Origin of the sequence: Bradyrhizobium sp. AUGA SZCCT0222 (assembly GCF_018130205.1) — a bacterium.
Lineage (GTDB): Bacteria > Pseudomonadota > Alphaproteobacteria > Rhizobiales > Xanthobacteraceae > Bradyrhizobium.
Window position 1 is genome coordinate 140792 of the sequence record NZ_JAFCLX010000003.1, and the last position, 22370, is coordinate 163161.

At 63.8% G+C, this 22370-nt stretch carries 21 protein-coding genes; 10 read left to right on the top strand and 11 right to left on the bottom strand.

Going from position 1 to position 22370, the window contains the following annotated elements; all coding sequences use genetic code 11:
• Positions 1–27: 27 nt before the first annotated feature.
• The 4 genes from JQ629_RS03480 to JQ629_RS03495 all read right to left on the bottom strand — a co-directional run bounded on the left by JQ629_RS03480 (position 28) and on the right by JQ629_RS03495 (position 5848).
• On the bottom strand, positions 28–1830 hold the full coding sequence (locus tag JQ629_RS03480) for an ABC transporter ATP-binding protein (RefSeq protein WP_212411203.1): 1803 nt from the start codon (positions 1828–1830) through the stop codon (positions 28–30).
• A gap of 394 nt (positions 1831–2224) precedes the next feature.
• Positions 2225–2782 carry an REP-associated tyrosine transposase gene (locus tag JQ629_RS03485; RefSeq protein ID WP_212411204.1) on the bottom strand — a complete coding sequence of 186 codons (558 nt, stop codon included), beginning with the start codon at positions 2780–2782 and terminating at the stop codon, positions 2225–2227.
• Positions 2783–2879: 97 nt separating this feature from the next.
• The gene (locus JQ629_RS03490) at positions 2880–4469 is read right to left on the bottom strand and encodes a DHA2 family efflux MFS transporter permease subunit (RefSeq protein ID WP_212411205.1); all 1590 of its coding nucleotides are present in this window, start codon (positions 4467–4469) and stop codon (positions 2880–2882) included.
• A gap of 44 nt (positions 4470–4513) precedes the next feature.
• Positions 4514–5848 carry an HlyD family secretion protein gene (locus JQ629_RS03495; protein WP_212411206.1) on the bottom strand — a complete coding sequence of 445 codons (1335 nt, stop codon included), beginning with the start codon at positions 5846–5848 and terminating at the stop codon, positions 4514–4516.
• 188 nt (positions 5849–6036) lie between these two features.
• On the opposite strand from JQ629_RS03495, the gene JQ629_RS03500 reads away from it, so the two are divergent.
• From JQ629_RS03500 to JQ629_RS03525, 6 genes are all read left to right on the top strand, one after another.
• The gene (locus JQ629_RS03500) at positions 6037–6672 is read left to right on the top strand and encodes a TetR/AcrR family transcriptional regulator (protein WP_212411208.1); all 636 of its coding nucleotides are present in this window, start codon (positions 6037–6039) and stop codon (positions 6670–6672) included.
• Between the two features lie 285 nt (positions 6673–6957).
• Positions 6958–7212, top strand: coding sequence for a PilZ domain-containing protein (locus tag JQ629_RS03505; RefSeq protein WP_212411210.1), 255 nt, complete (start codon positions 6958–6960; stop codon positions 7210–7212).
• A 307-nt stretch (positions 7213–7519) separates the two neighbouring features.
• The gene (locus JQ629_RS03510) at positions 7520–8008 is read left to right on the top strand and encodes a peptidoglycan-binding domain-containing protein (protein WP_212411212.1); all 489 of its coding nucleotides are present in this window, start codon (positions 7520–7522) and stop codon (positions 8006–8008) included.
• 118 nt (positions 8009–8126) lie between these two features.
• Complete coding sequence (locus JQ629_RS03515) at positions 8127–8792, top strand: TetR/AcrR family transcriptional regulator (RefSeq protein ID WP_212411214.1); 666 nt, start codon at positions 8127–8129, stop codon at positions 8790–8792.
• Positions 8789–11479 carry a molybdopterin-dependent oxidoreductase gene (locus JQ629_RS03520; RefSeq protein ID WP_212411216.1) on the top strand — a complete coding sequence of 897 codons (2691 nt, stop codon included), beginning with the start codon at positions 8789–8791 and terminating at the stop codon, positions 11477–11479. The genes JQ629_RS03515 and JQ629_RS03520 overlap by 4 nt, the downstream gene beginning before the upstream one ends.
• The gene (locus JQ629_RS03525) at positions 11476–12384 is read left to right on the top strand and encodes an FAD binding domain-containing protein (protein ID WP_212411218.1); all 909 of its coding nucleotides are present in this window, start codon (positions 11476–11478) and stop codon (positions 12382–12384) included. Before JQ629_RS03520 ends, JQ629_RS03525 begins: the two co-directional genes overlap by 4 nt.
• 105 nt (positions 12385–12489) lie before the next feature.
• Here the strand turns inward: JQ629_RS03525 and JQ629_RS03530 are convergent, their stop codons facing one another.
• A complete protein-coding gene (locus JQ629_RS03530; protein ID WP_212411220.1) occupies positions 12490–13707 on the bottom strand; it encodes an extensin-like domain-containing protein in 1218 nt (405 codons plus the stop codon).
• A 356-nt stretch (positions 13708–14063) separates the two neighbouring features.
• Positions 14064–14939 carry a DUF2147 domain-containing protein gene (locus JQ629_RS03535; RefSeq protein ID WP_212411222.1) on the bottom strand — a complete coding sequence of 292 codons (876 nt, stop codon included), beginning with the start codon at positions 14937–14939 and terminating at the stop codon, positions 14064–14066.
• Positions 14940–15107: 168 nt separating this feature from the next.
• Here JQ629_RS03535 and JQ629_RS03540 point away from each other — a divergent pair, with 168 nt between their 5' ends.
• Both JQ629_RS03540 and JQ629_RS03545 read left to right on the top strand, forming a co-directional pair.
• Positions 15108–15929 carry a DUF2147 domain-containing protein gene (locus JQ629_RS03540; protein WP_212411224.1) on the top strand — a complete coding sequence of 274 codons (822 nt, stop codon included), beginning with the start codon at positions 15108–15110 and terminating at the stop codon, positions 15927–15929.
• Positions 15930–16197: 268 nt separating this feature from the next.
• Complete coding sequence (locus JQ629_RS03545; RefSeq protein WP_249134797.1) at positions 16198–16518, top strand: hypothetical protein; 321 nt, start codon at positions 16198–16200, stop codon at positions 16516–16518.
• Positions 16519–16681: 163 nt separating this feature from the next.
• Here JQ629_RS03545 and JQ629_RS03550 read toward each other — a convergent pair whose 3' ends face one another.
• On the bottom strand, positions 16682–17218 hold the full coding sequence (locus tag JQ629_RS03550) for an NUDIX hydrolase (RefSeq protein WP_212411225.1): 537 nt from the start codon (positions 17216–17218) through the stop codon (positions 16682–16684).
• A gap of 94 nt (positions 17219–17312) precedes the next feature.
• Between JQ629_RS03550 and JQ629_RS03555 the strand changes: the two genes are divergently transcribed.
• Positions 17313–17744 carry an NUDIX hydrolase gene (locus JQ629_RS03555; protein ID WP_212411226.1) on the top strand — a complete coding sequence of 144 codons (432 nt, stop codon included), beginning with the start codon at positions 17313–17315 and terminating at the stop codon, positions 17742–17744.
• A gap of 95 nt (positions 17745–17839) precedes the next feature.
• Here JQ629_RS03555 and JQ629_RS03560 read toward each other — a convergent pair whose 3' ends face one another.
• Both JQ629_RS03560 and asd read right to left on the bottom strand, forming a co-directional pair.
• Positions 17840–18010 (bottom strand): hypothetical protein, encoded by a 171-nt coding sequence (locus JQ629_RS03560; RefSeq protein WP_212411227.1) that lies wholly within the window; start codon positions 18008–18010, stop codon positions 17840–17842.
• A gap of 117 nt (positions 18011–18127) precedes the next feature.
• Positions 18128–18997 carry an archaetidylserine decarboxylase gene (gene asd / locus JQ629_RS03565; protein ID WP_212411228.1) on the bottom strand — a complete coding sequence of 290 codons (870 nt, stop codon included), beginning with the start codon at positions 18995–18997 and terminating at the stop codon, positions 18128–18130.
• 34 nt (positions 18998–19031) lie between these two features.
• Between asd and JQ629_RS03570 the strand changes: the two genes are divergently transcribed.
• Positions 19032–20696: an aminotransferase class III-fold pyridoxal phosphate-dependent enzyme gene (locus JQ629_RS03570; RefSeq protein WP_212411229.1), complete on the top strand. Its 1665-nt coding sequence runs from the start codon at positions 19032–19034 to the stop codon at positions 20694–20696.
• Positions 20697–20916: 220 nt separating this feature from the next.
• Here JQ629_RS03570 and JQ629_RS03575 read toward each other — a convergent pair whose 3' ends face one another.
• Positions 20917–21534, bottom strand: a complete 618-nt coding sequence (locus tag JQ629_RS03575) for a hypothetical protein (protein ID WP_212411231.1) — start codon at positions 21532–21534, stop codon at positions 20917–20919.
• A 118-nt stretch (positions 21535–21652) separates the two neighbouring features.
• Positions 21653–22342: a class I SAM-dependent methyltransferase gene (locus JQ629_RS03580; protein ID WP_212411233.1), complete on the bottom strand. Its 690-nt coding sequence runs from the start codon at positions 22340–22342 to the stop codon at positions 21653–21655.
• Positions 22343–22370 lie beyond the last annotated feature (28 nt).

A 22370-nucleotide genomic window follows, 5' to 3' on the forward strand; every position in this document is an offset into this window, starting at 1 on the left:
TCGGAAGGCCGCGCGCCGCAATGTCATTTACTCCGCCGCCGTAATGCGGCCGAACTCCGTCGCCTGCCGTTCGAACAACCCGCGATAGATGCCCCCGGCGCGCGCCGTCAGCATCGCGTGGGTGCCCTGCTCGACGATCTTGCCGCGATCGAACACCAGGATCCGGTCGAGGCTGCGCACCGTCGACAGCCGGTGCGCGATCACAATCGAGGTGCGGCCTTTCATCAGCCGCTCCATCGCCTGCTGGATCAGGCCTTCGGACTCCGAGTCGAGGCTGGAAGTCGCCTCGTCCAGGATCAGCACCGGCGCATCGGCCAGGAACGCCCGCGCCAGCGCGACGCGCTGCCGCTCGCCGCCCGACAGCTTGACGCCGCGTTCACCGACCAGCGTGCCGTACCCCTTCGGCAACCGCAGGATGAAGTCGTGCGCATTCGCCAGCCGCGCCGCCTGCTCGACCGCGGCCATGCTGGCGCCGGGCCTGCCATAGGCGATGTTCTCGGCCAAGGATCGGTGAAACAGGATCGGCTCCTGCTGCACGATCGCGATCTGGCTGCGCAGCGAATGCTGCGTCGCCTTGGCGATGTCCTGACCGTCGATCAGGATCCTGCCGCCGCCGATGTCGTGGAGCCGCTGCACCAGCTTTACAAATGTCGTCTTGCCCGAGCCGGAGCGACCGACCAGGCCGACACGCTCGCCGGCGCGGATGTCCACCGACAGGCCGTCATACAAGGGATCGCGATGTCCGCCGTAATGGAACGTCACGCCGTCGAACACGATGCGGCCGCCCTGGATGTCGATCGGCCTGGCGTCGGGCGCATCCGCGATGCCGATCGGCTCGGCGTGGATCGCGACCAGCTCCTCCATGTCGTTCACCGAACGCTGCAGATTGTTGATGTGCATGCCGACATCGCGCAGGTAGGCATGGATGATGTAGTAGCTGGTCAAGACATAGGTGACGTCGCCCGGCGTGGCGCGGCCCGCGATCCACAGCAGGATCGCGCCGCCGATCACGGACGTGCGAAAGCACAGCAGCACCGCGAGCTGCGCCGTCGAGGTGTAGTTGTAGCGTATCCAGGTCCGCCGCACGCGCGTGCGCCAGCGGCCGATGACGCCGGCCAGCCGCCCGTCCTCGCGCGCTTCCGCGCCAAAGGATTTCACCACCGCGTTGCAGGTCAGGGCATCCGCCAGCGTGCCGCCGACCTTGGTGTCCCAGGCGTTGGAGACGCGCGCGGCAGGGGCGATGTAATTCATCGAAAACGCAATCGTCATCGCGACATAGATCACCGTGCCGACCGCAATGACCGCCCCGAGCGAGGGCCAGTGCAGCCCGAGCAGGATCATCGAGCCCAACAGCACCGTCAGCGACGGCGCTAGCGCCATCAGGATGGTGTCGTTGAGCAGGTCGAGCGCCCACATGCCGCGGGTGATCTTGCGCACGGTCGAGCCGGCAAATGAGTTGGCGTGCCAGTCGGTCGAGAAGCGCTGCACCCGCATGAAGGCGTCGCGCGACACGTCGGACATGATCTTCAGTGTGAACGGCACGATCGCCTGCAGGCCGATCAGCCGCAGCACCATCGACAGCGCGCCCAGCGCCACGATGCCGCCAAAGGCGATCATCGCCGCGCGGCGCGCAGCGGGATCAGACGCGCCTTGGGTCAGCGCATCGACCAGATGGCCGGAGAACAGCGGCATGAACAGGTCGGCTGCGGTCGCGCCCAGCAAACCGCCGGCAACAACGCTGGCGCGGGCGGGCTGTTCGAGCCAGTGCCGGAACACGAACGGGATCACCACGCGTATCGCCGCGGGACGCTTGCTGGTTTGAACGGTCATGGCCTCATCCGGCACCGCGTTCTGCGCACGCCGGCTCCATTTAAAGGACGCAAGGGACGGCACAGGACCGAACGCAAGCGTCGTTGAAAAAATCGGTAACTCGTTGAGAAGTTTTGAAGATCGGGGAAGCTTGGGATGATCGGGACGTCAGGCCCGGTCAGCGCTGGCGAAATTGGGCCTCAAAGGCCCGGTACGGCGCCCAGCATAGGCATCGAACGCGAGCGGGCGGTCTGCGAATAAGACGAAATCATGCAAATCCTCCCCCGTTCGAGCGACAATGCGCACGCTTATAAATGCATCACGGGTGATTTGCAATATGACAACCGCGTGAGCCTGGAGGATTCCAACGATCGTAGCCCGGATGAGCGCAGCGATATCCGGGACAACTCTTTGATCAGCCTCCGGCTCGTCCGATCATTTCTGGCCGCTCCCCAAATTCCACTCCATCTTGCCCTGCATCGCCAGCCCAATCAGCCGGCAACGTCCCGTCCCTGACATAGCGATGGAACGACGAATGCGGCCAATCGCGCACGCGCCGCACATAACCGTGTTTGACCGGGTTGAAATGGATGTAATCAACGTGCCACGAGAAATCGCTTTCGTCGCGGATAGTATGCTCCCAGAATCGTCTTTGCCAAAGCGCGAGTTCACCATTGGGCCGACGGTTCAATTCAATCGATGCATCAATCAACGCGCTGCTGAAATGCCCTTTGATGCGGCGCCAGCGGCCCGAATAATCGAAATCGTCTGGCGGCAACGTGAAGATTGCATGCAAATGGTCGGGCAGTATCACGGCGGCGTCTATCGTGAACGGCCGCTCGCGGCGAGCGGTACGCAACGCGCTACGCAGGTGATTAATCTGGTCGATAAGCAATCTCGAGCGCCGGTCAGCGAGAGTGACCGTGAAGAAGTACATTCCGCCCGGAATGAAATTTCGCCGGTATCCGACCATAACAGGATCAAATCATACTTTTCGACAGCTTGCCGTCGAAATCCCGCATGTCGCTGCGCTCATGCGGGCTACGAGACCGCCTTCTGAGCCATTTGTGTCAATGCCCCGGGCCGCCCGCCTGCCACGCCGGCGGCTTGTTCAGCAGCACGACCAGAAGGCTGAGGCCGACATAGAACACGGCCAGCATGAAGAAGGCGTCGCCGAACCCCATCACCACCGCCTGGCGGTGGACGATCTGCGATAATTGCTTCATCGCCATCCGCGCGGCGTCGCCCATGCCCTGCATGCGCTGGGTAAACATGTTGAGCGTCTCCACCGCGGTGGCGTTGCCCCAATTGACGCGTTCGTGCAGCCGCGAGATGTGCAGATCGGTGCGCTCGTTCAGCACCTGGTTGATCAGCGCGAGCCCCACCGCGCCGCCGAGATTGCGCGTCAGGTTGAACAGGCCGGAGGCGTTCTTGACCCGCTCCGGCGCCAGCGTGCCGAGCGCGATGGTGTTGGTCGGCACCATCGCGAACATCATGCCGACGCCGCGCAGGATTTGCGGGACCAGCAGTTCATAGAAATCATATTCGCGGGTGATCCAGGTCATCAAATAGGAGCCGAGCGCGAAGCTGCAAAGCCCGAAGGCGATGAGGTAACGCATGTCGACCTTGGTCATCAGCCGTCCGACGATCGGCGCGGTGAGGAACATGGCGATCCCGGAGACGAACATGGTCTCGCCGATCATCAGCGCGCTGTAACCGCGCACTTCGGCGAGATAACGCGGATAAACGTAGGTCAGGCCGTACAGCCCGATGCCGACGCAGAACGAAATCAGGCAGCCGATGGCAAAATTGCGGTCGCCGAACGTCCTGATGTCGACGATCGGCTCATGCGCTGTCAGCACGCGCCAGAAAAACGCGATCGCCGACGCCAGACAGACGGCGGCGCAGATCGCGACCGACGTATCCTGCAGCCACTGATATTGCGGGCCTTCCTCGAGCACATATTCGAGCGAGCCGAGGAAGCCCGCCATGAACAGCAGGCCCCACCAGTCGAAATGTTCGAGCAGCTTGAAGTTTGGCTCGTCGAAATCGACCAGGATCAGCACGCCGATGGTGATGCCGATGCCGGGAATGATGTTGATGAAGAACAGCCAGTGCCACGACATCAGGTCGGTGATGTAGCCGCCGACAGTGGGACCAATCGTCGGCGCCAGCGTCGCGACGAGGCCGATGATCGGGCCGACGATGTAGAATTTCGAGCGCGGAAACACCGTATAGGCGGAGGCGAACACGGTCGGGATCATGCCGGCGCCGAGAAATCCCTGCAGCGCGCGCCATACGATCATCTGCTCGATCGTCGAGGCGAAACCGCAGAAGAAACTCGCGATGGTGAAGCCGGAGGCGGAGATCGCAAACAGCAGGCGGGTGCCGAACGCGCGCGACAGGAACCCGGAAAGCGGAATCGCGATCACCTCGGCGATCAGATACGAGGTCTGCACCCACGACACTTCGCTCGAGCTTGCCGAAAGCCCGGCCTGGATCTCCGACAGCGATGCCGAGACGATCTGGATGTCCAGGATCGACATGAACATCCCAAACACCATGATGAGGAACGCAAACAGCCGCCGCGGCGGGATGCGCTCGTCCGGCACGCTTGCGGCTGGTATCATCGACGGCGATGCGGTGGTGGCGTCTGCCATGATCTGCTCAGGACGCGCGCCGGGCTAACCCCGGCGCTATAAAATTACTTCGGATGAAGCATCGGCGACGCGTCGAGGTCGGCCTCGTTGTCGGCATCGGCCGCGCCGTCACGGGTGTTGACGGTGGTGTAGACCGACATGCCCGCGCGCAGCAGGTTTTGCTTCGCGACATCCTTCGGCACCCGGATCCGCACCGGCAGCCGCTGCACGATCTTGGTGAAGTTGCCGGTGGCGTTGTCAGGCGGCAGCAGCGTGAACACCGAGCCCGCCGCGGGCGAGATGCTGTCGACCACGGCAGCGAACTTGCGATGGCCGTAAGCATCCACGGAAATCGTCACGGGCTGGCCGGGACGGATGCGCTTGAGCTGCGTTTCTTTATAGTTGGCGTCGATGAAGACGTCGTTGAGCGGCACCACATTGCCGAGGCGCTGGCCGGCCTGGATGAAATCGCCGGTGTTGACGATGCGGTTGGAGAAGGTGCCGTCGACCGGCGCACGCACCGAGGTGAAGGCGAGATCGCGCTCGGCCTTGGCCAACGTGGTCTGCAACTCCGCCAGCTGGGCGCGGGCCTCGTTCTGCTGCGCCCTGGTCACCTCGACATTGTCGCGCGCGGCATCATGGGCGGCCTGCGCCGATTTTACCTGCGCCACACCCTGATCGCGGCCGGCTTCGGAAACCTCGAATGTGGCGCGCGAGGCAAAGCCCTTGGTGCTCAGCGCCTGCTGGCGGTCGAAGTCGAGACCGGCGCGCTTCAGCGCCGCTTCCGCGGAGACGAGTTGCGCCTTGGCCTGCTCGACCGCGCTTTCCATCGCCGCCACCTGACGGCCGATGCGGTCGATGGTGGCCTGCTGGGTCGCGATCTTGGTGCGCGCGGCCTCCACGGCGATCCGGTAATCGCCGTCATCGATCTTGTAGATCACGTCGCCGGCGCGAACGATTGTATTATCGACGGGAATGATCGCCGCGATATGGCCCGCGACCCGCGCACCCAGCGTGGTATTGTTGGCACGCACATAGGCGTCGTCGGTCGAGATGTAAAAGCGCCCGATGAATGTGTAGTAGACGCCGTAGCTGACGGCCGCGAGTGCCAGCAACGCGAACACGCCCATCATCACGAATTTGCGCTTGCCGGATTTCGGCGCGGCGGGTTGTGCGGCATCGGCGGGCGGTGCGGCCGGCCTGTCGGTTGCCGGCGCGCCTGGAGCAGCTGCCGGCTGGCGCCTGGTTTCTTCCGCAACGTGAGCTCGAAGCTGGTCCGCCAACTGGGCGGGGTCGCGCGCGGCTTCGTCTTCGGCCGTTGCCGCCTCCGGCTCCTGACGAGCCGACGCCTCCGGCTGTTGCCGAACGACGCGCGCGGCCTGGTCTCTCGCTGCGGCCATACCCGGCCTCCCCATTACTCATGCACGGTGCAGACGCAGCCGAACCCCGGCCGTGTAGGCATCGTCATTTCCAGAATTAACATTGACCGAACGGTTCGGTCAAGATACATTTGCGTGAAGGGACCATAGATCGAAAGCACCTTCCCGTGCATATGTCCGGTTGAAATCTTTCCCGAGAAGATAAACCAATGGTTGCAGACACGTCGCATAGGCTTGATGTCATCGCCGACGAGGATTCCTCGAAGCGCCGCCAGATCCTTGATGGCGCGCGGAAAGTGTTCCTGGATCTCGGTTTCGACGGCGCCAGCATGGGCGAGATCGCGCGCTCCGCCGGCGTCTCCAAGGGAACGCTCTACGTCTATTTCGCCGACAAGCACCGCCTGTTCGAAGCCATCGTCGAGGAAGAATCGATCGAACAGGGCAAAACCGCATTCAATTTCGATCCCGACCGCGACGTAGACATCACGCTGCCGGAATTCGGCCGGGCCTACATCCAGGTGCTTTGTCGTCCCGGCGGCGGCTCGGCGATCCGCACCGTGATGTCGATTGCGGAGCGGATGCCGGAAGTCGGCCGCAGATTTTATGACAATGTGCTGGCCCGCACCGTCAATCGCTTCGCCGCCTATCTTGAGGCGCGGGGACGGCTCGGCGAGCTCGTGATCGACGATTACGAACTGGCGGCCTGGCAGTTCATGCAAATGTGCCAGGCGACGCTGTTTCAGGCTTTCATCTTCCAGGCCAAGCCCTCACCGTCGCCGGAGCAGATCGCAACCGTCGTCGACAGCGCGACGCGGGTGTTTCTGACAGCGTATCGGGCGAAGTAGATCGCAGGTAACCGGCATTCGCTCCAATCCGTCGTCCCGGCGAAGGCCGGGACCCATAACCACACGTTTCAGTGGCGAAAGTGATTGGAGCTCCAGCTTGGTGCAACATCAGGATTCGGTGGTTATGGGTCCCGGCTCAAGGCCGGGACGACAGTTTTTTCCGAATTGAGTTTTGGAAAACTCCAAACGCAATAACTCCGCCCCGCGCCTTCCCGTTCGTTCAAATTGTCCGCAACTGCAACCAGGCGTCCCCTCAGCGCGTTTGATCGGCGGGAGGTATGTGCCATGACAATTTTCGGTCGAAGGACCCGGCCCTCTCGCCGGCGAACCAACCAGCCCGCATGGATGACCATCGACGGCAGTTTTGCCGCGCGTCAATGCACCGTCATCGACATTTCGGAAGGCGGTGCGCGATTGCGGGTGGAAGACCCGCAATTCGTCAAGCCGCATTTTCATCTGAAATTTGACCGGGCCTCCCCGGGCAGGGCCTGCAAGGTCGCCTGGAAGAAGGGCGACCTGATCGGGATCAAGTTCGTTTAATTGGGCAAAGCAACAATGTAGCCCGGAGCGACATCCGGGTGTCCGGCCCCTGATCCCGCATGTCGTGGAGCCTGTCATCGGGCGCGCATTCGCGCGACCCGCTCATGCGGGCTGCCGCTGCGGCGACCGCCATCATTGAGTGTCATGCGGTGCAACAATCGACGCCCGCTATGGAACAAGTGTTCCCGCCAGCAGTTGCCAGCGACGAAACCAAAATCGACCTTTGATTCAAAAGCCGGGTTCGTATTTGCACCGACGCAGGCTCTCAAAGCGAAATCATTTGAGAGACTCGGGGGAACAATAGGCCATGCGTGTCTTGATCCTAGCCTTGTCGATCCTGGGAATTCTTGTCTGCTCGGATGCTGCCAAGGCCGGGCCAAGCACCACCACGCGCGATCAGGCCGCATCCGTCGATGAGGCGGTCTTCACCGACGAAGCAACGCAGGAAACCGAGGATCGGATCGGCCTCGACAAGCCCAAGCGCCGCGACCTGCAGCGCCGTCTGACCCGTCTCGGCTTCGACACCAGGGCGAACGGAAAGTTCGACGCGCGGACCCGCGCCGTCATCACACGCTGGCAGGCCGCGCGAGACTATCCCAAGACCGGTTTCCTCAACACGTTGCAGCATCAGGCACTCCTGAACGATTCCGTCTCGACGGCGAACGCCAGCATCCGCGACAACAAGTCCGGCAACGACCGCCGGGCCCGACGTCGCGGCGGGGGCGGCGGCGGTCCGGTTGGTGTGATCGGCGGCGTCGTGGGCGGCGTGGTCGGCGGAATTTTCGGACGCCGGTGATCCGTAAATGGTCCTTGAACTCGGCCGCCGCGACCGGCAGCGAGACGTGGGGCAGTTAGCCGCGCCCCAACACAAATCCGTCATTTGACACTTCGTCTCATTTTGTCAAATTCGTCAAATGAAGCCCCGCGACCGCATCCTCGATGCCGCCATGCTGGTGTTCCGCCGGCAGGGGTTTCGGCGCTCGTCGATCGAGCAGGCGGCGGAGGCCGCCGGCCTGACGCGTCAGGCGCTCTACCATCATTTCAAGTCCAAGGAAGAACTGTTCCGCGCCGTGATCGAGCGGCTGCATGAGAACGCGCTGGCCGCCGAGATCGCGGCGGGCGAGGCCACCGAAAAGGCCGGCGGCGGTCTCGCCGACATCCTGATCGCCGAGATCACCGCGCGGATCGGGCAGTTGATCGCGCCGCTCGAGGGTTCGCCCCATATCGAAGAGCTGTTCTCCGAGCACCTGCTGCAGGCCCGCGACATCTACCAGAAATATGCCGCGCATTATGCCGCGCAGCTGACGTCCACGATCGAACGCGTCTGCCGCAAGCAACGTCTCGCGATCAAGGGCATGACCGCGCCCGACTTCGCGCGCTGCGTCGAAATGGCGTTCAACGGCACCAAGTCCGCCTATCCTGCGATGCAGCCGGCCGACGCCTTCCTGCGGGATTTCGGCATCATGGTGCGCACGCTGGTCGCCGGCGCCGTGAGCCCGTCGCCGAAGCCGCGGTTAAGAAAAACTGCAAGAAAACCTGTCGCAAGCAAAACCGCCCGCAAATCAGGAGATCGCAGATGAGTACGATGACGATCAACGGCCGTGTCGCCCCCCTGCCCGACGACCTCGACGCCATGCTGATCGATGTGGTTAGAAGCGATCTCGACCTCACCGGCACCAAGCTCGTCTGCGGCGCCGGCGTTTGCGGCGCCTGCACCGTGCTGGTGGATGGCGCGCCGGTGGCGAGTTGCCTGATGCCGGCCCGCGCCGCCGCCGGCAAGACAGTCACCACGGTCGAGGGCATCGGCGCCGAAAAGCTGCACCCGGTTCAGAAGGCGTTCATGGTGCACGACGCGCTGCAATGCGGGTTCTGCACGCCGGGCTTCATCGTCGAGGCCGCGGCGTTTCACGACCACTGGCGCGCGACACGAGGAACGGCAACACCTTCGCGCGATGAAATCGGCGCTGTCCTGTCGGGGCATCTGTGCCGCTGCGGCGCCTATGACGGCATCTTCAGCGCGGTGGCCGCGGCCTGCAGCGGCCAGTTCGACGGCGGCGACATCGTCTCGCCGCGCGTCGAGGCGCGCGACAAGGTGACGGGTGCGGCGAAATACACCGTCGACGTCAGGCATGAAGGCCAGCTCGAAGGCGTCATCCTGCGCTCAGAGATCGCGCATGGCAAAATCGCAGAGCTCGACCTCGCGCCCGCGCTGGCGCTGCCGGGTGTCGGCGCCGCGATCTCGCTGCTCGCTGAAGACCGTATCGTCCGCTTTGTCGGCCAGCCCATCGCCGCCGTCGCGGCCAGGGATCGCAAGATCGCGCTGGCAGCGATTGCCACGATCAAAATATCCAGCGAAAAGCTGCCCTCGGTGATCGGGCTCGATGAAGCCCGCAAGCCCAATGCGCCTGTGGTGTTCGAAAAGGCCGACCGCAAGAAAGCCGGCAACGTCTCCGAAGGCGCCGGTGCGCCGGCGCCGTGGAAGGCAAACATCCGCGGACCGTCAGCTGCGTTCTCGCTCAAGCCGAAGCAAGTGCGGAGCTGGGTCGAAAGCGCGCGGCAGGAGAAAAATCCGTTGCTGGTCGAAGGCGTGTTCCGGACCGGCACGCAATCGCATACCTGCCTGGAGCCGCACGCGTCAGTCGCGCATTTCGAAGGCGACCGCCTCACGGTGCACGCCTCGACGCAGAGCGTGTTCCATCTGATGGAGCTGATCGCCAAGCGTTACAAGCTCGACCACGACAAGGTGCGCGTGATCGCCGACCATGTCGGCGGCGGTTTCGGCTCCAAGGCCAGCCTCGGCGCGGAGACGACGATCGCGATCGATCTGGCGCGCGCCGCCAAGGCGCCGGTCCGCGTCGCCTTCGACCGCCACGAAGAGCTCTCGGTGACCGGCTATCGGCCGGCGTCGGAGGTCAAGCTCGCGCTGCTGCCGTCCGAGCAGGGCGGCTTGAAGGCGCTGTCGCTCACGGCCTACGCCGACACCGGCGCCGCGATCAATTCCACCATCGCCACCCTGGCACGGCTGATCTATCCGGCGGAAGGCAAGGAACTGGCCGATTTCGACGTCATCAGCAATTTGCCGCCCGGGGCGGCGTTTCGCGGGCCCGGCGGACCGCCGATGGCATTCGCGGTGGAGCAGGCGATCGACGAAGCCGCGCTGCGAATGAAGGTCGATCCGATCGAGCTGCGCAAACGCTGGGATACCGATCCCAACCGCCGGCGGCTTTATGAATGGGCGCAAGGGCTCGACGTCTGGCGCAACCGGAAGTCACCGGCCGAGCAGACCGGCCGCTATCGCCGCGGCGTCGGCGTCGCCACCGGCTACTGGCTTTATCTCTGGCAGCCCGGCTCGAAAGTGGAAGTGTCGGTCAAGGGCGGACGCCTGATCGCGAGCACGGCGATCCAGGATATCGGCACCGGCAGCCGCACCGTGATCGCCAATACGGTGGCACGCGAATTCGGACTCGAGCCGCACGAGGTCGAGGTTCAGATCGGCGATTCCAAGCTGCCGGTAGGCCCGGGCTCGGGTGGCAGCCGCACCACCGCCTCGGTGGTGCCGCCGACATTGCTCGCGATTCAAAAGCTCAAGGCCACGATCGAAAAAAATGCAAAACGAAAGCCGGCGCCGGGCTCGAATGCGCCGTGGCGCGAATTGCTGGCGGCCTCGCCCGACCTCACCGCATCAGGCGTGCGGCCGGAGGACAGCAGGCAGATGGCGCCGGGCGTTGAGTCGCCGCTGAAGCAGGTGGGGATTCTGGGCTGGATATTCGGCAAGATGATGCGCTGGATGTCCAACATGGTGATCGGCGCCGGCGTGCCAAGTTCAGTGCAGGTGATCGAGGTCGAAGTCGATACCTGGCTCGGCCATGTCCGCGTCCTCAACGTCCACACCGGCATTGCGGTCGGCAAGATCGCGGCGCCCGCGCTGGCGCGAAGCCAGGCGGCGGGCTCGGTCATTCAAGGCATCGGCTACGCGCTTTACGAAGCCCGCGAGATCGACGGGCGAACCGGCGATACGCTGAGCGGCGGGCTGGAGGATTACCGGATTCCAGGGATCGCCGACACGCCCGTGATCGACGTGCATTTCGACGAAGCGGGTTTCGATCACGTGCTCGGCGGTAGCGTCGGCATCGGCGAGGTCGCCACCGTGCCGACGTCACCTGCGGTCGCCAACGCGATCTACAACGCCACCGGCATCCGGCCGATGGAGTTGCCGATCCGCCCCGACCGTTTGATCTCAGCCCTGAAAGGGAGGGCCGCCGCATGACATCAGCCATGACGACCGAATTCCGCGCCGCCGGCACCGACCTTTCCGAACGCCGCCGCAGCGGCGTCTCGAAGGGCCCGCTGATGGACATCGTGCCCGCGTCTGACATCTCGGGTATGAACTGGGGCGCCGACGGCACGCTGCGCATCGGCGCCTACACGACGATCGCTGCGATCGCCGCCGATCGAAGCATCGCCGCCGCCTATCCCGGCATTGCGGCGTCGGCGCAGGGCCTCGCGACGCCGCAGATCCGTCATCTCGCAACGCTCGGCGGCAATATCGCGCAGCGTTCACGCTGCTGGTATTATCGAAATCCGCATATCGCCTGCCTGAAGAAGGGCGGCACCGATTGTCCCGCCCGCAACGGCAATCACCTCTATCATGTCGCCTTCGATCTCGGCCCCTGCGTGGCGCCGCATCCTTCCACGATGGCGGCCGCGCTGCTGGCTTATGACGCGACCATCATCACCTACACGCGAAGCGGGCTGTCGATCCCGGATGTGCTCGGCGACGGCTCCAACGGCACCGTCGACAATTTGCTGCAGCCGGGCGAGATGATCCGGGGCATTGAACTGCCCAAGCCGTTGCAAGGCGAGCGCGCGTTCTACAAGCGCGCGATCAGCCGCGCCTATGCGGAATGGCCGCTGGTCGAAATCTGCGCCCGCGCGGTTATCAAGGACGGCGCGTTCCAGTTCATCCGCCTCACCGCCGGCGGCATCGCGCCGGTGCCGCTGCGGCTAAAGGCGGCGGAGGCCGCCGTGCAGGGCAAAGCGGCCAATGCGTTGAACATTGAAGTGGCCGCCAAGCTTGCGACCTCAGGCGCAAAGCCCTTGCCGATGACGGGCTACAAGCTCGATCTGCTGGAAGGCGTGGTGCGCGATGTGCTGGAGAAATTGGCTGCGTAAGATTTCGTAGGGTGGGCAAAGGCGCGCAGGCGCCGTGCCCACCATTACAACCGCGCGTGCCGATCGATGGGTACGCTTCGCTTTGCCCACCCTACAGACCTGGGGCTAATGCCCGTCGAACTCGTCTTCTTCGTTGACCTTGCTGGAGTGCCGGTGCGCCCGCCTGCCGCCGAGCGAACCCGTCACGTAGGGCTCGCGCGATGAAGCGTAGGGACTGCGCCCTCCGGCCCTACCCGCGACCTGATCGCCGGACACCGCTGAAGGCTGGCAGATCACCCGCCCGCTGGAGCGGCGCATCAGATCGACGTGGATATGGTCCTCGTGATGGCGGTTGGAGCCCGGCGCCAGCACGGTGTTGAACTGCTGGCAGGCGCTCGCCTGCACGTCGCGCAGAAAGCCCTGCTCTTCCGGCATGCCGCGCCAGCCGCCCTTCACCGTCACGCGCCTGCCATCGGCCAGCGTAAAGGAGGCGATGTCGAGCGCATTGCCAAAAGCGTGTTCGGAAATATGCGAGTTCGGATTGCCGTTCATGCCGCGGCAGGAATAGGCGGAGATCTGCCTGATCTCGACCACGCGCACGCCGAACCAGCGCTGGGCTGCGGGCTGCACCGAGTCGGCGAGCCACCGATCGAGCACCGAGACGATCGGACAGGCCAGCGTCGCGGTCGGTTTGATCGCGACCGGCCCCACCGTGTTGACGGGATCGCCCAGCGTCGGTCCGAGCCGCGGCGGCGCGGCGGCTGGCGCCTGCGAATAGGGTGCCGGCGAATAATTCGGGGATGACGGGTAGCGGTCGCGCGGCGGATAAGAAGGCGCGGCCACATAAGAGCCGCCGCCGCGCGGGTCGCGCGATTGCGGCGCGCCTTCGGTCGGCAGATCGATTTCGTCGTCCTGCTGGGCCACGCCCGGCGCGGTCAGCGAGACCGGCCCGTTGGACGGCGCGCCATAGCTCGGCTGGCGCAGTGCCGTATCGGAATAGGTCTGCGACGGTGCGGCGGCAGGCGCCGGCCGGACCGGCCAGCGCGGCTGGTTGCCGATAGCGCGGGGTGGCCGCAACTCGTCGGCAAAACCGAAACTCGGGCTGCCCTCGCCGAGGGCTGCGACTTTCAGCGGAAATTGCGCGCCACAGGCGCCGGGACCGGAAATCGGGTCAATCCGGACCAGTTCGGGGGTCTCCTTGACCGCACCGGATTTTAGGCATGCGACCTCGGCCTCGGCCCGCCACGGTTCGCGCTCGGCGGACTGAAAAAGTCCGCGGCCGCAACCCGCCAAGGAGACAAGGACGAAGGAGCCGACGAGATACAAACGAACTCCACGCGTCATCCGCGCACGTTCGGCGAATTTATTTAAGAAGTCTTCAACACGTTGATTTCATGAATTATTTACCATGTTGCCCGGAGCGGCCCGCTGTGGACAGGCGGGGATGGACAGCAACGCTGACTTGTTTGGGCCGGGAACGCTTTGTTAGCCTAAAGCGTTATGAGCGGGCACGACGTGAACCAAGGGAGTATTCCCATGACCATGGTCAGCAGACTGAGCGTTGTAACCGCGTATCTCGCATTCGCCTTCGTCGGCGCCATTGTGATCGGCGTGTTCTAGGCTTCCCCTTCCAGGCTCGAAGCCAATCGAAAACTGTTCGCCCGGTGGTCGCTCCACCGGGCATTTTTTATGCGTGATGATTACGACCGCGGCTCCGCGAGAGTCTGCCGCGATGACATCAGGCTTTCCGCCGTGGCGTTGATCCGGCGCCAGTTGTTGCCCGAGCAGTAGAAGCGGCCGAGCGCGCAGGCTTCGACGCGCAGCGTGTTCTGGCCTTTCATGTCCATGGTGCCGTAATAGGTGTCGCCGCTGGCCTGGCTGTAGACGCTGCCGGTCCACTGCTTCTCGCTCTTCGGCTTCATGTTGATCAGGACGGCCTCGCCCTTGTCGTTGGAGGACGAATTGAGCACGTAGCCGCACAGCGCGTTGCCGCATTTGGCGATACGAACCAATCCCTTGCCTTCGGTCTGCCAGTCGCCGATCGGCGTGTCGGCATCGTCGGCGAGATCATTCGAGACACGCGAAATCTGCGGCACGGCCACCGGCGTCGGGCGCACCGGCTCGGCCGGCTTCGCAACCGGTGGCGGCGGCGGTGGCGCGGGCGGAACAGCGAGTGTTGCCGGCGGAGCGGGCGACTGCGGCGCAGGCACGATTTGCGTCGCGGCGGCGGCCGGCCTGTACACGGCCGGCGGCGGAGCGGCAATGGATTGAACCGGGGGCGGAGCTACCGCCGGTGCGGTTGGCAATGTCCTCGTTGACTCGCTGATCCTGCGATCATCGCGATAGCGATCATCGTCGTTGTAACGATCCCGGTCGTCATAGCGACCTCGGTCGTCATAACGACTTCGGTTACGCGAGGTACCCGAAATCGAAACCGAGGCGCAGGAGGTCGAACGGCAATATCTGGACGCGTCGATCTGGATGCGATGGCCGCCGACCACGAATGAAATCGAATCGCCCGCATACGCGGACGGACTGAGCAGCATCAGCACGGCCAGAAAACAAAGGCGCTTCATCGGACCCTCCCCGGGTTGAGCGCACAAGCTAGGCCGCGGCCGGTTCCCCTGGATGTGATTTGAGTCACCTGGGTCCCCCGTGACCTACATCACAGAAGGCGAACCCGGCCGGGCATAGGGTCTGCGCAAGTTCATCGCCAACCAATTCAAGCCGCCCAGGAGGCTCTCATGAAGAAGCTCTACATCCTCGCAGCCCTGCTGTTGGCCACCACCTCGGCCCATGCCGGAGGCATCTCGTTCCAGATCGAAGGCCAGCGCGTCCGCATCGAAGCGCCGCGCGGCTGTGCCTCGCTGTCCTGCATCAACATCACGGCGCCCGGCTTCAAGGGCCTCAAGTCCAACCGCTACGACGATGATGACGATGTCGCGCCGGCGCCGGCTCGGCCTGAATACAGCGACTCCAAGCGCTACAATGATGATTACGCGCCGGCGGCCGGGAAGCCCCGTTACAACGGCTACCAGCCCAGGCGCTACAACGACGATGACTACGCGGCAGCGCCTCAAAGGCAGGACCGCCTTCCGGCCCCGGCTCCTGACCAGGCGGCGGCACCTGCCCCTGCCCCTGCCCCGGCTCCAACCACCTACGCCGCCGCGCCTCCGCAAACCGACGTCGCACCACCGGCACCCGCGCCGGCTGCCGAGCCGGCCCCATCCAGGTACTCAGCGCCTGCTCCGGCTCCGGTTGACGCTGGCCCCGCGTCCGATCCGAACTCGCCGATCGGCGTCTGGGCCACCGAAGAGAACAAGGGCAATGTCCGCATCGAGCAGTGCGGCGACAATCTCTGCGGCTATGCCGTCAAGACCGGCGAAAAGATCCTGATCAACATGAGACCGCAGGGCTCGAAGTGGGCCGGCCGGATCAACGATCCCGACAGCGGCCGCAAGTACGACTCGACGATGTCGATGAAGAGCAACGGCTCGCTCCGCGTGCAGGGCTGCGCTTTCGGCGGCATGTTCTGCGGCGGCCAGACCTGGAAGCGCGTGAGCTGATATTTCGTTTTAAATAGCGCCCGGTCATTCCGGGGCGCACGAAGTGCGAACCCGGAATCTCGAGATTCCGGGTTCGATGCTTTGCATCGCCCCGGAATGACACGCCAAGGACGTACGCGACGAAACAATTCTCCGCGCGACGAAACCGTTTTGGTCCCGCGACGAAGAAATCCCGAAACCAAGCCCGCGTAGTTCTCTTGCCCAACGAGGCGCCACCCGGCGCGCAACCCGGGCGCACCACTCACCAAACCTGCAAGAGGGACACACCATGGCTTTCGCACGCTCCACCATCCGTAACTGCCAATTGCTGATCGCGGCCACGCTTGCGTTCGGGATGCTGACGACCGTTTCGCAGGCCCATACGCCAGAGCAGGAGCAGATGTGCGCCGGCGACGCGATGCGGCTGTGCGGAGCGGAAATTCCCGATGTCGATCGCGTCACCGCCTGCATGATCCGGCAGCGCGCGTCGCTGAGCGACGGTTGCAAGGCCGTGTTCCGTTACGAGCCCCCGGCCACGACACCCGTCAGCTACGCGCCGTCGGCCAAGCCGTCGAAGCCGCTGAACCTGACCCCGCACAAGCGCGGCTGATCAACACTCTATGTAAGATGAGAAAGCGCCATGCCCGGGGATACCGGACGTGGCGTTTTTCTGTTTCCGTCATGGCCGGGCTTGACCCGGCCATCCACGTCTTACTTGCGGAAGCAAGACGTGGATGCCCGGCACAAGGCCGGGCATGACGAACCAGCAGAGATCACGCCGCGCGTCGAAACCAGTCCCGCATTTTCTGCACGAGGCTGCGGCGATCCCTGACTTCGGGGATCGTTTCAACACGCACAGGCTCGGGCGCACGATCGACTGCGGTTCCTGTCTGCATAACCCTCCCCGCAGCCATCGCGATCGGCCCGACATTTTCCAGAAACGCCCGCTCATAGCCGCGCGACAGCCGCTCGACCGCATCCGCCAGCGGCAGCCACTCCACCGCCTTCACGTCGCGCATCAGTTTACGGACCGGCTCGGCTCCCGCTTCCATCCGCCAGAAGTGCACGACCTTGGAGCCGCCGCGGGATTCGTAGACCAGCGTACCGAGGAACTCGTGCACGGCGACATCGTGCCCGGTCTCTTCATTGACTTCGCGCTCGGCCGCGTCGCGCGGCGTCTCGCCGCGATCGAGCTTGCCCTTCGGCAGGACCCATTCGTTGCGCTTGCGCAGGCGCACGATCGCGACCAGCGGCGTCGCCGCCTGCCGCAACACAATGCCTCCCGCCGCCAGCACAGGCGTCCGCGCCATCGCCATCTTCTCCGATCGTCGTTGGAATCCACCACACATAGAGAATTTCACGCGGCGATGCTACCGTCTGTGTTCTTCAGGCCAGAGACGCCGCATGCAAGACAGAACCGCCAGAACCGTCGGTGCACTGTTAATCCGGCCAGATGGCAGAGTCCTTCTTGGCTTGCGCGCGCCCTCGAAAAAGGTTTGGCCAAGCCATTGGGACACAATCGGCGGACATGTCGAGGACGGCGAGAGCCTCGATCACGCTCTGGTCCGCGAGGTTCAGGAAGAAGCAGGCGTAACGCCCACTCAATTCCGCCTGATCGCGACGGTCCGGGAACGGCAGCCCGAACGCTATGGCGATGCGCTGCATCACATCTACGCCGTGACCGCCTGGCAAGGCGGCGAGCCCGCCAACATCTGCGACGAACATACCGAGCTGAAATGGTTCGGCATCGGCGAAATGCGCGGGCTCGCGAACATCGTGGATGCCGACTATCCCTCCCTTGCCGAGCTCGGCATAGCAGGAGGCGCCCGCGCCTGACGGCCGGCACGCAGCAAAAAGCCGCCTCGCGGCGGCTTCTCTCATTTTGATTTATTGAGCATCGCCGCCGAGTCGCTTCGACGCTGACAACGCGGTCAGCCCTTACGTGCCATTGTTGTAAGCCCTTCCCCGATTGACTTCAGGGCTTCGGAAAACGCGCTGCCGAACATAGCGCCACCGGAAACGGCCTCTAGCTCGGCATCCTTCAAGACTCGCTCGTCCAATGCGCGCTGGTTTCCATTGATCGACTTGCTGGTCTGCGTCATGGCACTGCTCCCTTGTTTGCTGCGGAGGTGTTAGCGGAGGCCAGATAATCGCACGATGTGTAGCGGTGCCTCGGTGATCCCGCTCACAGTCGCGGCAGTGCCTTGCAGGCAACATAATCATCCCTTTGGCTTCCGCAGCAACGCCTCACCGGCGCGAACACGCGCACCCTCAGTGACATTGTCGGCAAACTCGAAATTTTCCGGCGCCAGCACGATGATGGTCGAGCCGTGCTCGAACCAGCCGAGCTCATCGCCCTTGCGCATGCTGGCGGCGCACGGGAAATCCACCGGCCCCCTGCTCTGCGCGTTGAGAGTCACATCGAGGAAGTGCAGGCGGATGCTGGCGACCAGGATTGCGGCGACCGGCACCAGCGTCAGCGCTTCGCCGGACGCAAGCCGCGTCTCCAGCACCGCGCGCTCGTTCTTGCAGAACAGCCGCTCCACCCTTTTCAACGCAATCGGATTGACGTTCCAGACGTCGCCATGGATGAACCTCACCCGCTCGATCGTGGCGTCATAGGGCGCGTGAAAACGATGGTACATGCTCGAGGTCAGCCGCAGCGTGAGGTAACGGCCGTTGCGGTGACGCTCCACCAAAGCGGGATCGCCGAGCAGATCCAGCAGCGAATACGGCGCGCCCTTGATCTGGAACAGTCTTGTGTCCTCGATCCGGCCGAAGGCGCCGATGATGCCGTCGGAGGGGCTGGCCACGATTGCAGGATCCGGATCGGCCGGGCGCAGGCCCGGACGCAGCTCGCGGGTGAAGCAATCGTGCAGGCTCCTGAACTCGGTCTTCTTCGCCTCCGACAGGTCGAGATCGGAGAACAGCCGCCAGCAGGCGATCGAGGCGTCCCGCACCAGCGGGTTTTCGATTTTGCTGAACCAGCCCATGAAACGGGTGATGGCCGCCCGGGGAATCCGGTTGGTCAGCAGGAAATTGAGGTCTTCCTGCTGGGTAAAGGCCGAAATCAGGCCTTTGACTGTCATGAATCTGTTAGCAGGATTAGCTAGCGCTGGTGGCATGGATTCGCCCCTTTCGATTCTGTCGCTGTCCGCCGTTGCGATTGCCGGCGCCGCGGTGACCTTCCCCAAATTGCAGGCGCGGCTGGCGCTGTCGCGGGCCAAGCACCGCTCGCTGACCGGACATTCCAAGATGTCCAAGATGGTCGCCCGCCTGTTGCCGCATTACGAATTCGATATCGGCGCCTTCTTCTGTTCCGACGGCGCGCCGGCCGATGTCGCGGCGCAGCGCCAGGACGGCTTCTTCCGGCTCGCCGGCATCTATCAAGACCGTTATCCCAAGGGCCGGCAGATGACCGCCGAGGCGGCCGAGCACATTTCCGACCTGCAATTCACCGAAGCCTACCGGGTGCCGTTCCAGTACAGCCGGCTGGTGCGCGAGCATCTTTCCACCAGCGCCTTCGTGCAGTCCTCTTCCGGCGTCACCGTCACCGATGTCGACGGCAATGTTTCCTACGACCTGACCGGCTCGTACGGCGTCAACATTTTCGGCAACGATTTCTACAAGGACTGCATCACCGAATCGGAAAAGCGCGCGCACGCGCTCGGACCGGTGCTCGGCCCCTATCACCCCGTCATCACCGACAACGTCAAGCGTCTCTGCGAGATTTCCGGCCTCGACGAAGTCTCGTTCCACATGTCCGGCACCGAAGCCGTGATGCAGGCGGTCCGGCTCGCGCGCTACCACACCAAGCGCACGCATCTGGTTCGCTTTGCCGGCGCCTATCACGGCTGGTGGGGTGACGTGCAGCCCGGCGTCGGCAACCCCGTGTCGCCGCACGAGACCTATACGCTCGCCGACATGTCGGAGCGGACGCTGCATGTTTTGAGAACGCGCCGCGACATCGCCTGCGTGCTGGTCAATCCGCTGCAGGCGCTGCACCCCAACGCCAACGCGCCCGGCGATTCCGCGCTGGTCGACAGTTCGCGTTCCGGCAATTTCGATCGCGCCGCCTATACCGCATGGCTGAAGAAGCTGCGCGAGGTCTGCACCGAACGCGGCATCGTGCTGATCTTCGACGAGGTCTTTGTCGGCTTCCGCCTCGCCGCCGGCGGCGCGCAGGAATATTTCGGCGTCCGCGCCGACATGGTGACCTATGGCAAGAGCCTGGCCGGTGGACTTCCGGTCGGCGTGGTCTGCGGCGCTAAGGATCTGATGCGGCGTTTTCGCGACGATCGCCCGGCCGACATCTGCTTTGCCCGCGGCACCTTCAATTCGCATCCCTACGTCATGACCGCGATGGACGAATTCCTCGGCCGGCTCGCCAGTCCGAATTTCAACTCGGTCTATCACGGGCTCGACGAGACCTGGAACGCGCGCGCCAAGACGCTCAACGACCGGCTCGCCGCGCAGGATCTTCCGGTGCGCGTCAGCAATCTGTCGTCGATCTGGATGGTGCATTATACCGAGCCGTCCCGTTACAACTGGATGCTGCAATACTACCTGCGCGCCGAGGGGCTGGCGCTGAGCTGGGTCGGCACGGGCCGGCTGATCTTCAGCCTGAACTATACCGATGACGACTTTGCCGCGGTGGCCGACCGTTTCGTTAGCGCTACCGAGAAGATGAAGCGCGACGGCTGGTGGTGGCGTGATGCTGGCCTCACCAACAGGAACATCAAGCGGCAGATCTTGAAAGAGATGTTTGCCAAGAGGTTCGGGCGCTGAAAGCGCGCTTACGACGATCATCACAGCCGGGCTAGCTCTTTCGTCATTGCCTCTTTCGTCATTGCGAGGAGCGAAGCGACGAAGCAATCCATCTATCCCCGCGCGGAGGAATGGATTGCTTCGCTTCGCTCGCAATGACGATCTCACAATTGGTGCTTAAGAACGTGGATGCCCGGGACGAGCCCGGGCATGACGCATTTCGTGGACAGGTCAAAATCGATCAGGCGTGCTTGACGTGCTTCTCGAGGCCCGGGTCGATCAGTTCGCCCTTCATCAGGGCGATCGGCGCCTTGTAGTAGAGCTTGAGGTCGCTGAACGGGTCGGTCACGATCTTGGTCATCCAGACGAGGCCGGTCTCGACGTCGCGGATGAAGAACAAATGGATGGTGCGGAACAGAAGCCCGCCGATACCGATCGCCAGCCAGATCTTGGCGACCTGACGCATGAAGTCGGCCGTCGTCTCCCACGGCGCGAACATGCCGAGCAGGGTCGGATCGACATACAGCACCAGCGGCGACAGCGCCCAGATCACCATCAGCACGACCTTGCGCTGAAGATTGTAGCCGACCTTGATATCTTCCTTGTGCTCGTGGGTGGCGTGGTTGACGTGGTCATAGCCCTTCGGCTCGAAGAAGAAGTGACCGGCCTGGCGCGACGTCATCGAGACCAGCCAGCCGACCAGCGCCGACACCACGGGATCGATGAACAGCATGACATAGGCGAACAGAAAGCTCGCGGCGCTGACGAAGTGCAGCGACTGGTTGATGCGGCTGTGGTGATAGTAGCGATGGTCGTCCCAACGCTGGGTTCGCAGTTCCTGCATGAAGTTCTTGATCATGATCTCCCCCAAAATTCTTTCGGGTTAAGGATTAACGGGATTCGATGTCCGGCGTATGACATCATCTAAATGTCATATGAAGTTTCGCGGCGCCGCAGCAGCCACCGCGATAACGCGGTTACGCTGCCTTCGCGACGTCAACTTTTCGGAAACGCACCAGCGAGAAGTGACCGAGCGGCGGCACCAGGCGGCGCTCCGCCAGCTCCATGCCGCGCGCGCCGGCCAGCCATTGCGCGTAGCGCGACCAGGCGAACTCGGCGGTGCGGAAGCCGAGCGGGCGAACCACCGGCTGCAGGCGCTGCTCGATGAAGCGGCGCACGCCGGCGTCCGCACTGACGCGGGTCAGGATGATGAGTTCACCGCCGGGCCGCAGCACGCGGGCGAATTCGTCGAGCGCCGCTTCCGGGTTCGGCACGGCCGTGACGACGTACTGCGCCATCACGACGTCGAAGGAGTTGTCGGGGAATTCGAGCTTCTCGGCGTCCATGACAGCCAGGCCCTCGACGTTCTTCAGCTTGAGCTCGTCGACGCGCTTCTTGGCCTTCTGCAGCATCGCTTCCGAAATGTCGGTGCCGAAGATGCGCAGATGGGATGCGTATTGCGGCAGCGAGATGCCGGTGCCGACACCGACTTCCAGCACGCGGCCACCGATCTTGTTGGTGGCCTGAATGGCCGCCTTGCGGCCCTTGCTGAACACGCCGCCAAACACGAGGTCGTATACCGGCGCCCAGCGGTCGTAGGCCTGCTCGACCGTCTCGCGGTCGAAGTCCAACGCCCTGGTGCCGTCAAGCTTGATGATGTCTGCCATGGTCTGCCTTCTCGTCTCTCTTCAAAAA

Coding starts and splice junctions, on each gene's coding strand:
- JQ629_RS03480 (WP_212411203.1), bottom strand. CDS start 1,830: ATGACCGTTCAAACCAGCAAGCGTCCCGCGGCGATACGCGTGGTGATC.
- JQ629_RS03485 (WP_212411204.1), bottom strand. CDS start 2,782: ATGGTCGGATACCGGCGAAATTTCATTCCGGGCGGAATGTACTTCTTC.
- JQ629_RS03490 (WP_212411205.1), bottom strand. CDS start 4,469: ATGGCAGACGCCACCACCGCATCGCCGTCGATGATACCAGCCGCAAGC.
- JQ629_RS03495 (WP_212411206.1), bottom strand. CDS start 5,848: ATGGCCGCAGCGAGAGACCAGGCCGCGCGCGTCGTTCGGCAACAGCCG.
- JQ629_RS03500 (WP_212411208.1), top strand. CDS start 6,037: ATGGTTGCAGACACGTCGCATAGGCTTGATGTCATCGCCGACGAGGAT.
- JQ629_RS03505 (WP_212411210.1), top strand. CDS start 6,958: ATGACAATTTTCGGTCGAAGGACCCGGCCCTCTCGCCGGCGAACCAAC.
- JQ629_RS03510 (WP_212411212.1), top strand. CDS start 7,520: ATGCGTGTCTTGATCCTAGCCTTGTCGATCCTGGGAATTCTTGTCTGC.
- JQ629_RS03515 (WP_212411214.1), top strand. CDS start 8,127: ATGAAGCCCCGCGACCGCATCCTCGATGCCGCCATGCTGGTGTTCCGC.
- JQ629_RS03520 (WP_212411216.1), top strand. CDS start 8,789: ATGAGTACGATGACGATCAACGGCCGTGTCGCCCCCCTGCCCGACGAC.
- JQ629_RS03525 (WP_212411218.1), top strand. CDS start 11,476: ATGACATCAGCCATGACGACCGAATTCCGCGCCGCCGGCACCGACCTT.
- JQ629_RS03530 (WP_212411220.1), bottom strand. CDS start 13,707: ATGACGCGTGGAGTTCGTTTGTATCTCGTCGGCTCCTTCGTCCTTGTC.
- JQ629_RS03535 (WP_212411222.1), bottom strand. CDS start 14,939: ATGAAGCGCCTTTGTTTTCTGGCCGTGCTGATGCTGCTCAGTCCGTCC.
- JQ629_RS03540 (WP_212411224.1), top strand. CDS start 15,108: ATGAAGAAGCTCTACATCCTCGCAGCCCTGCTGTTGGCCACCACCTCG.
- JQ629_RS03545 (WP_249134797.1), top strand. CDS start 16,198: ATGGCTTTCGCACGCTCCACCATCCGTAACTGCCAATTGCTGATCGCG.
- JQ629_RS03550 (WP_212411225.1), bottom strand. CDS start 17,218: ATGGCGCGGACGCCTGTGCTGGCGGCGGGAGGCATTGTGTTGCGGCAG.
- JQ629_RS03555 (WP_212411226.1), top strand. CDS start 17,313: ATGCAAGACAGAACCGCCAGAACCGTCGGTGCACTGTTAATCCGGCCA.
- JQ629_RS03560 (WP_212411227.1), bottom strand. CDS start 18,010: ATGACGCAGACCAGCAAGTCGATCAATGGAAACCAGCGCGCATTGGAC.
- asd (WP_212411228.1), bottom strand. CDS start 18,997: ATGACAGTCAAAGGCCTGATTTCGGCCTTTACCCAGCAGGAAGACCTC.
- JQ629_RS03570 (WP_212411229.1), top strand. CDS start 19,032: ATGGATTCGCCCCTTTCGATTCTGTCGCTGTCCGCCGTTGCGATTGCC.
- JQ629_RS03575 (WP_212411231.1), bottom strand. CDS start 21,534: ATGATCAAGAACTTCATGCAGGAACTGCGAACCCAGCGTTGGGACGAC.
- JQ629_RS03580 (WP_212411233.1), bottom strand. CDS start 22,342: ATGGCAGACATCATCAAGCTTGACGGCACCAGGGCGTTGGACTTCGAC.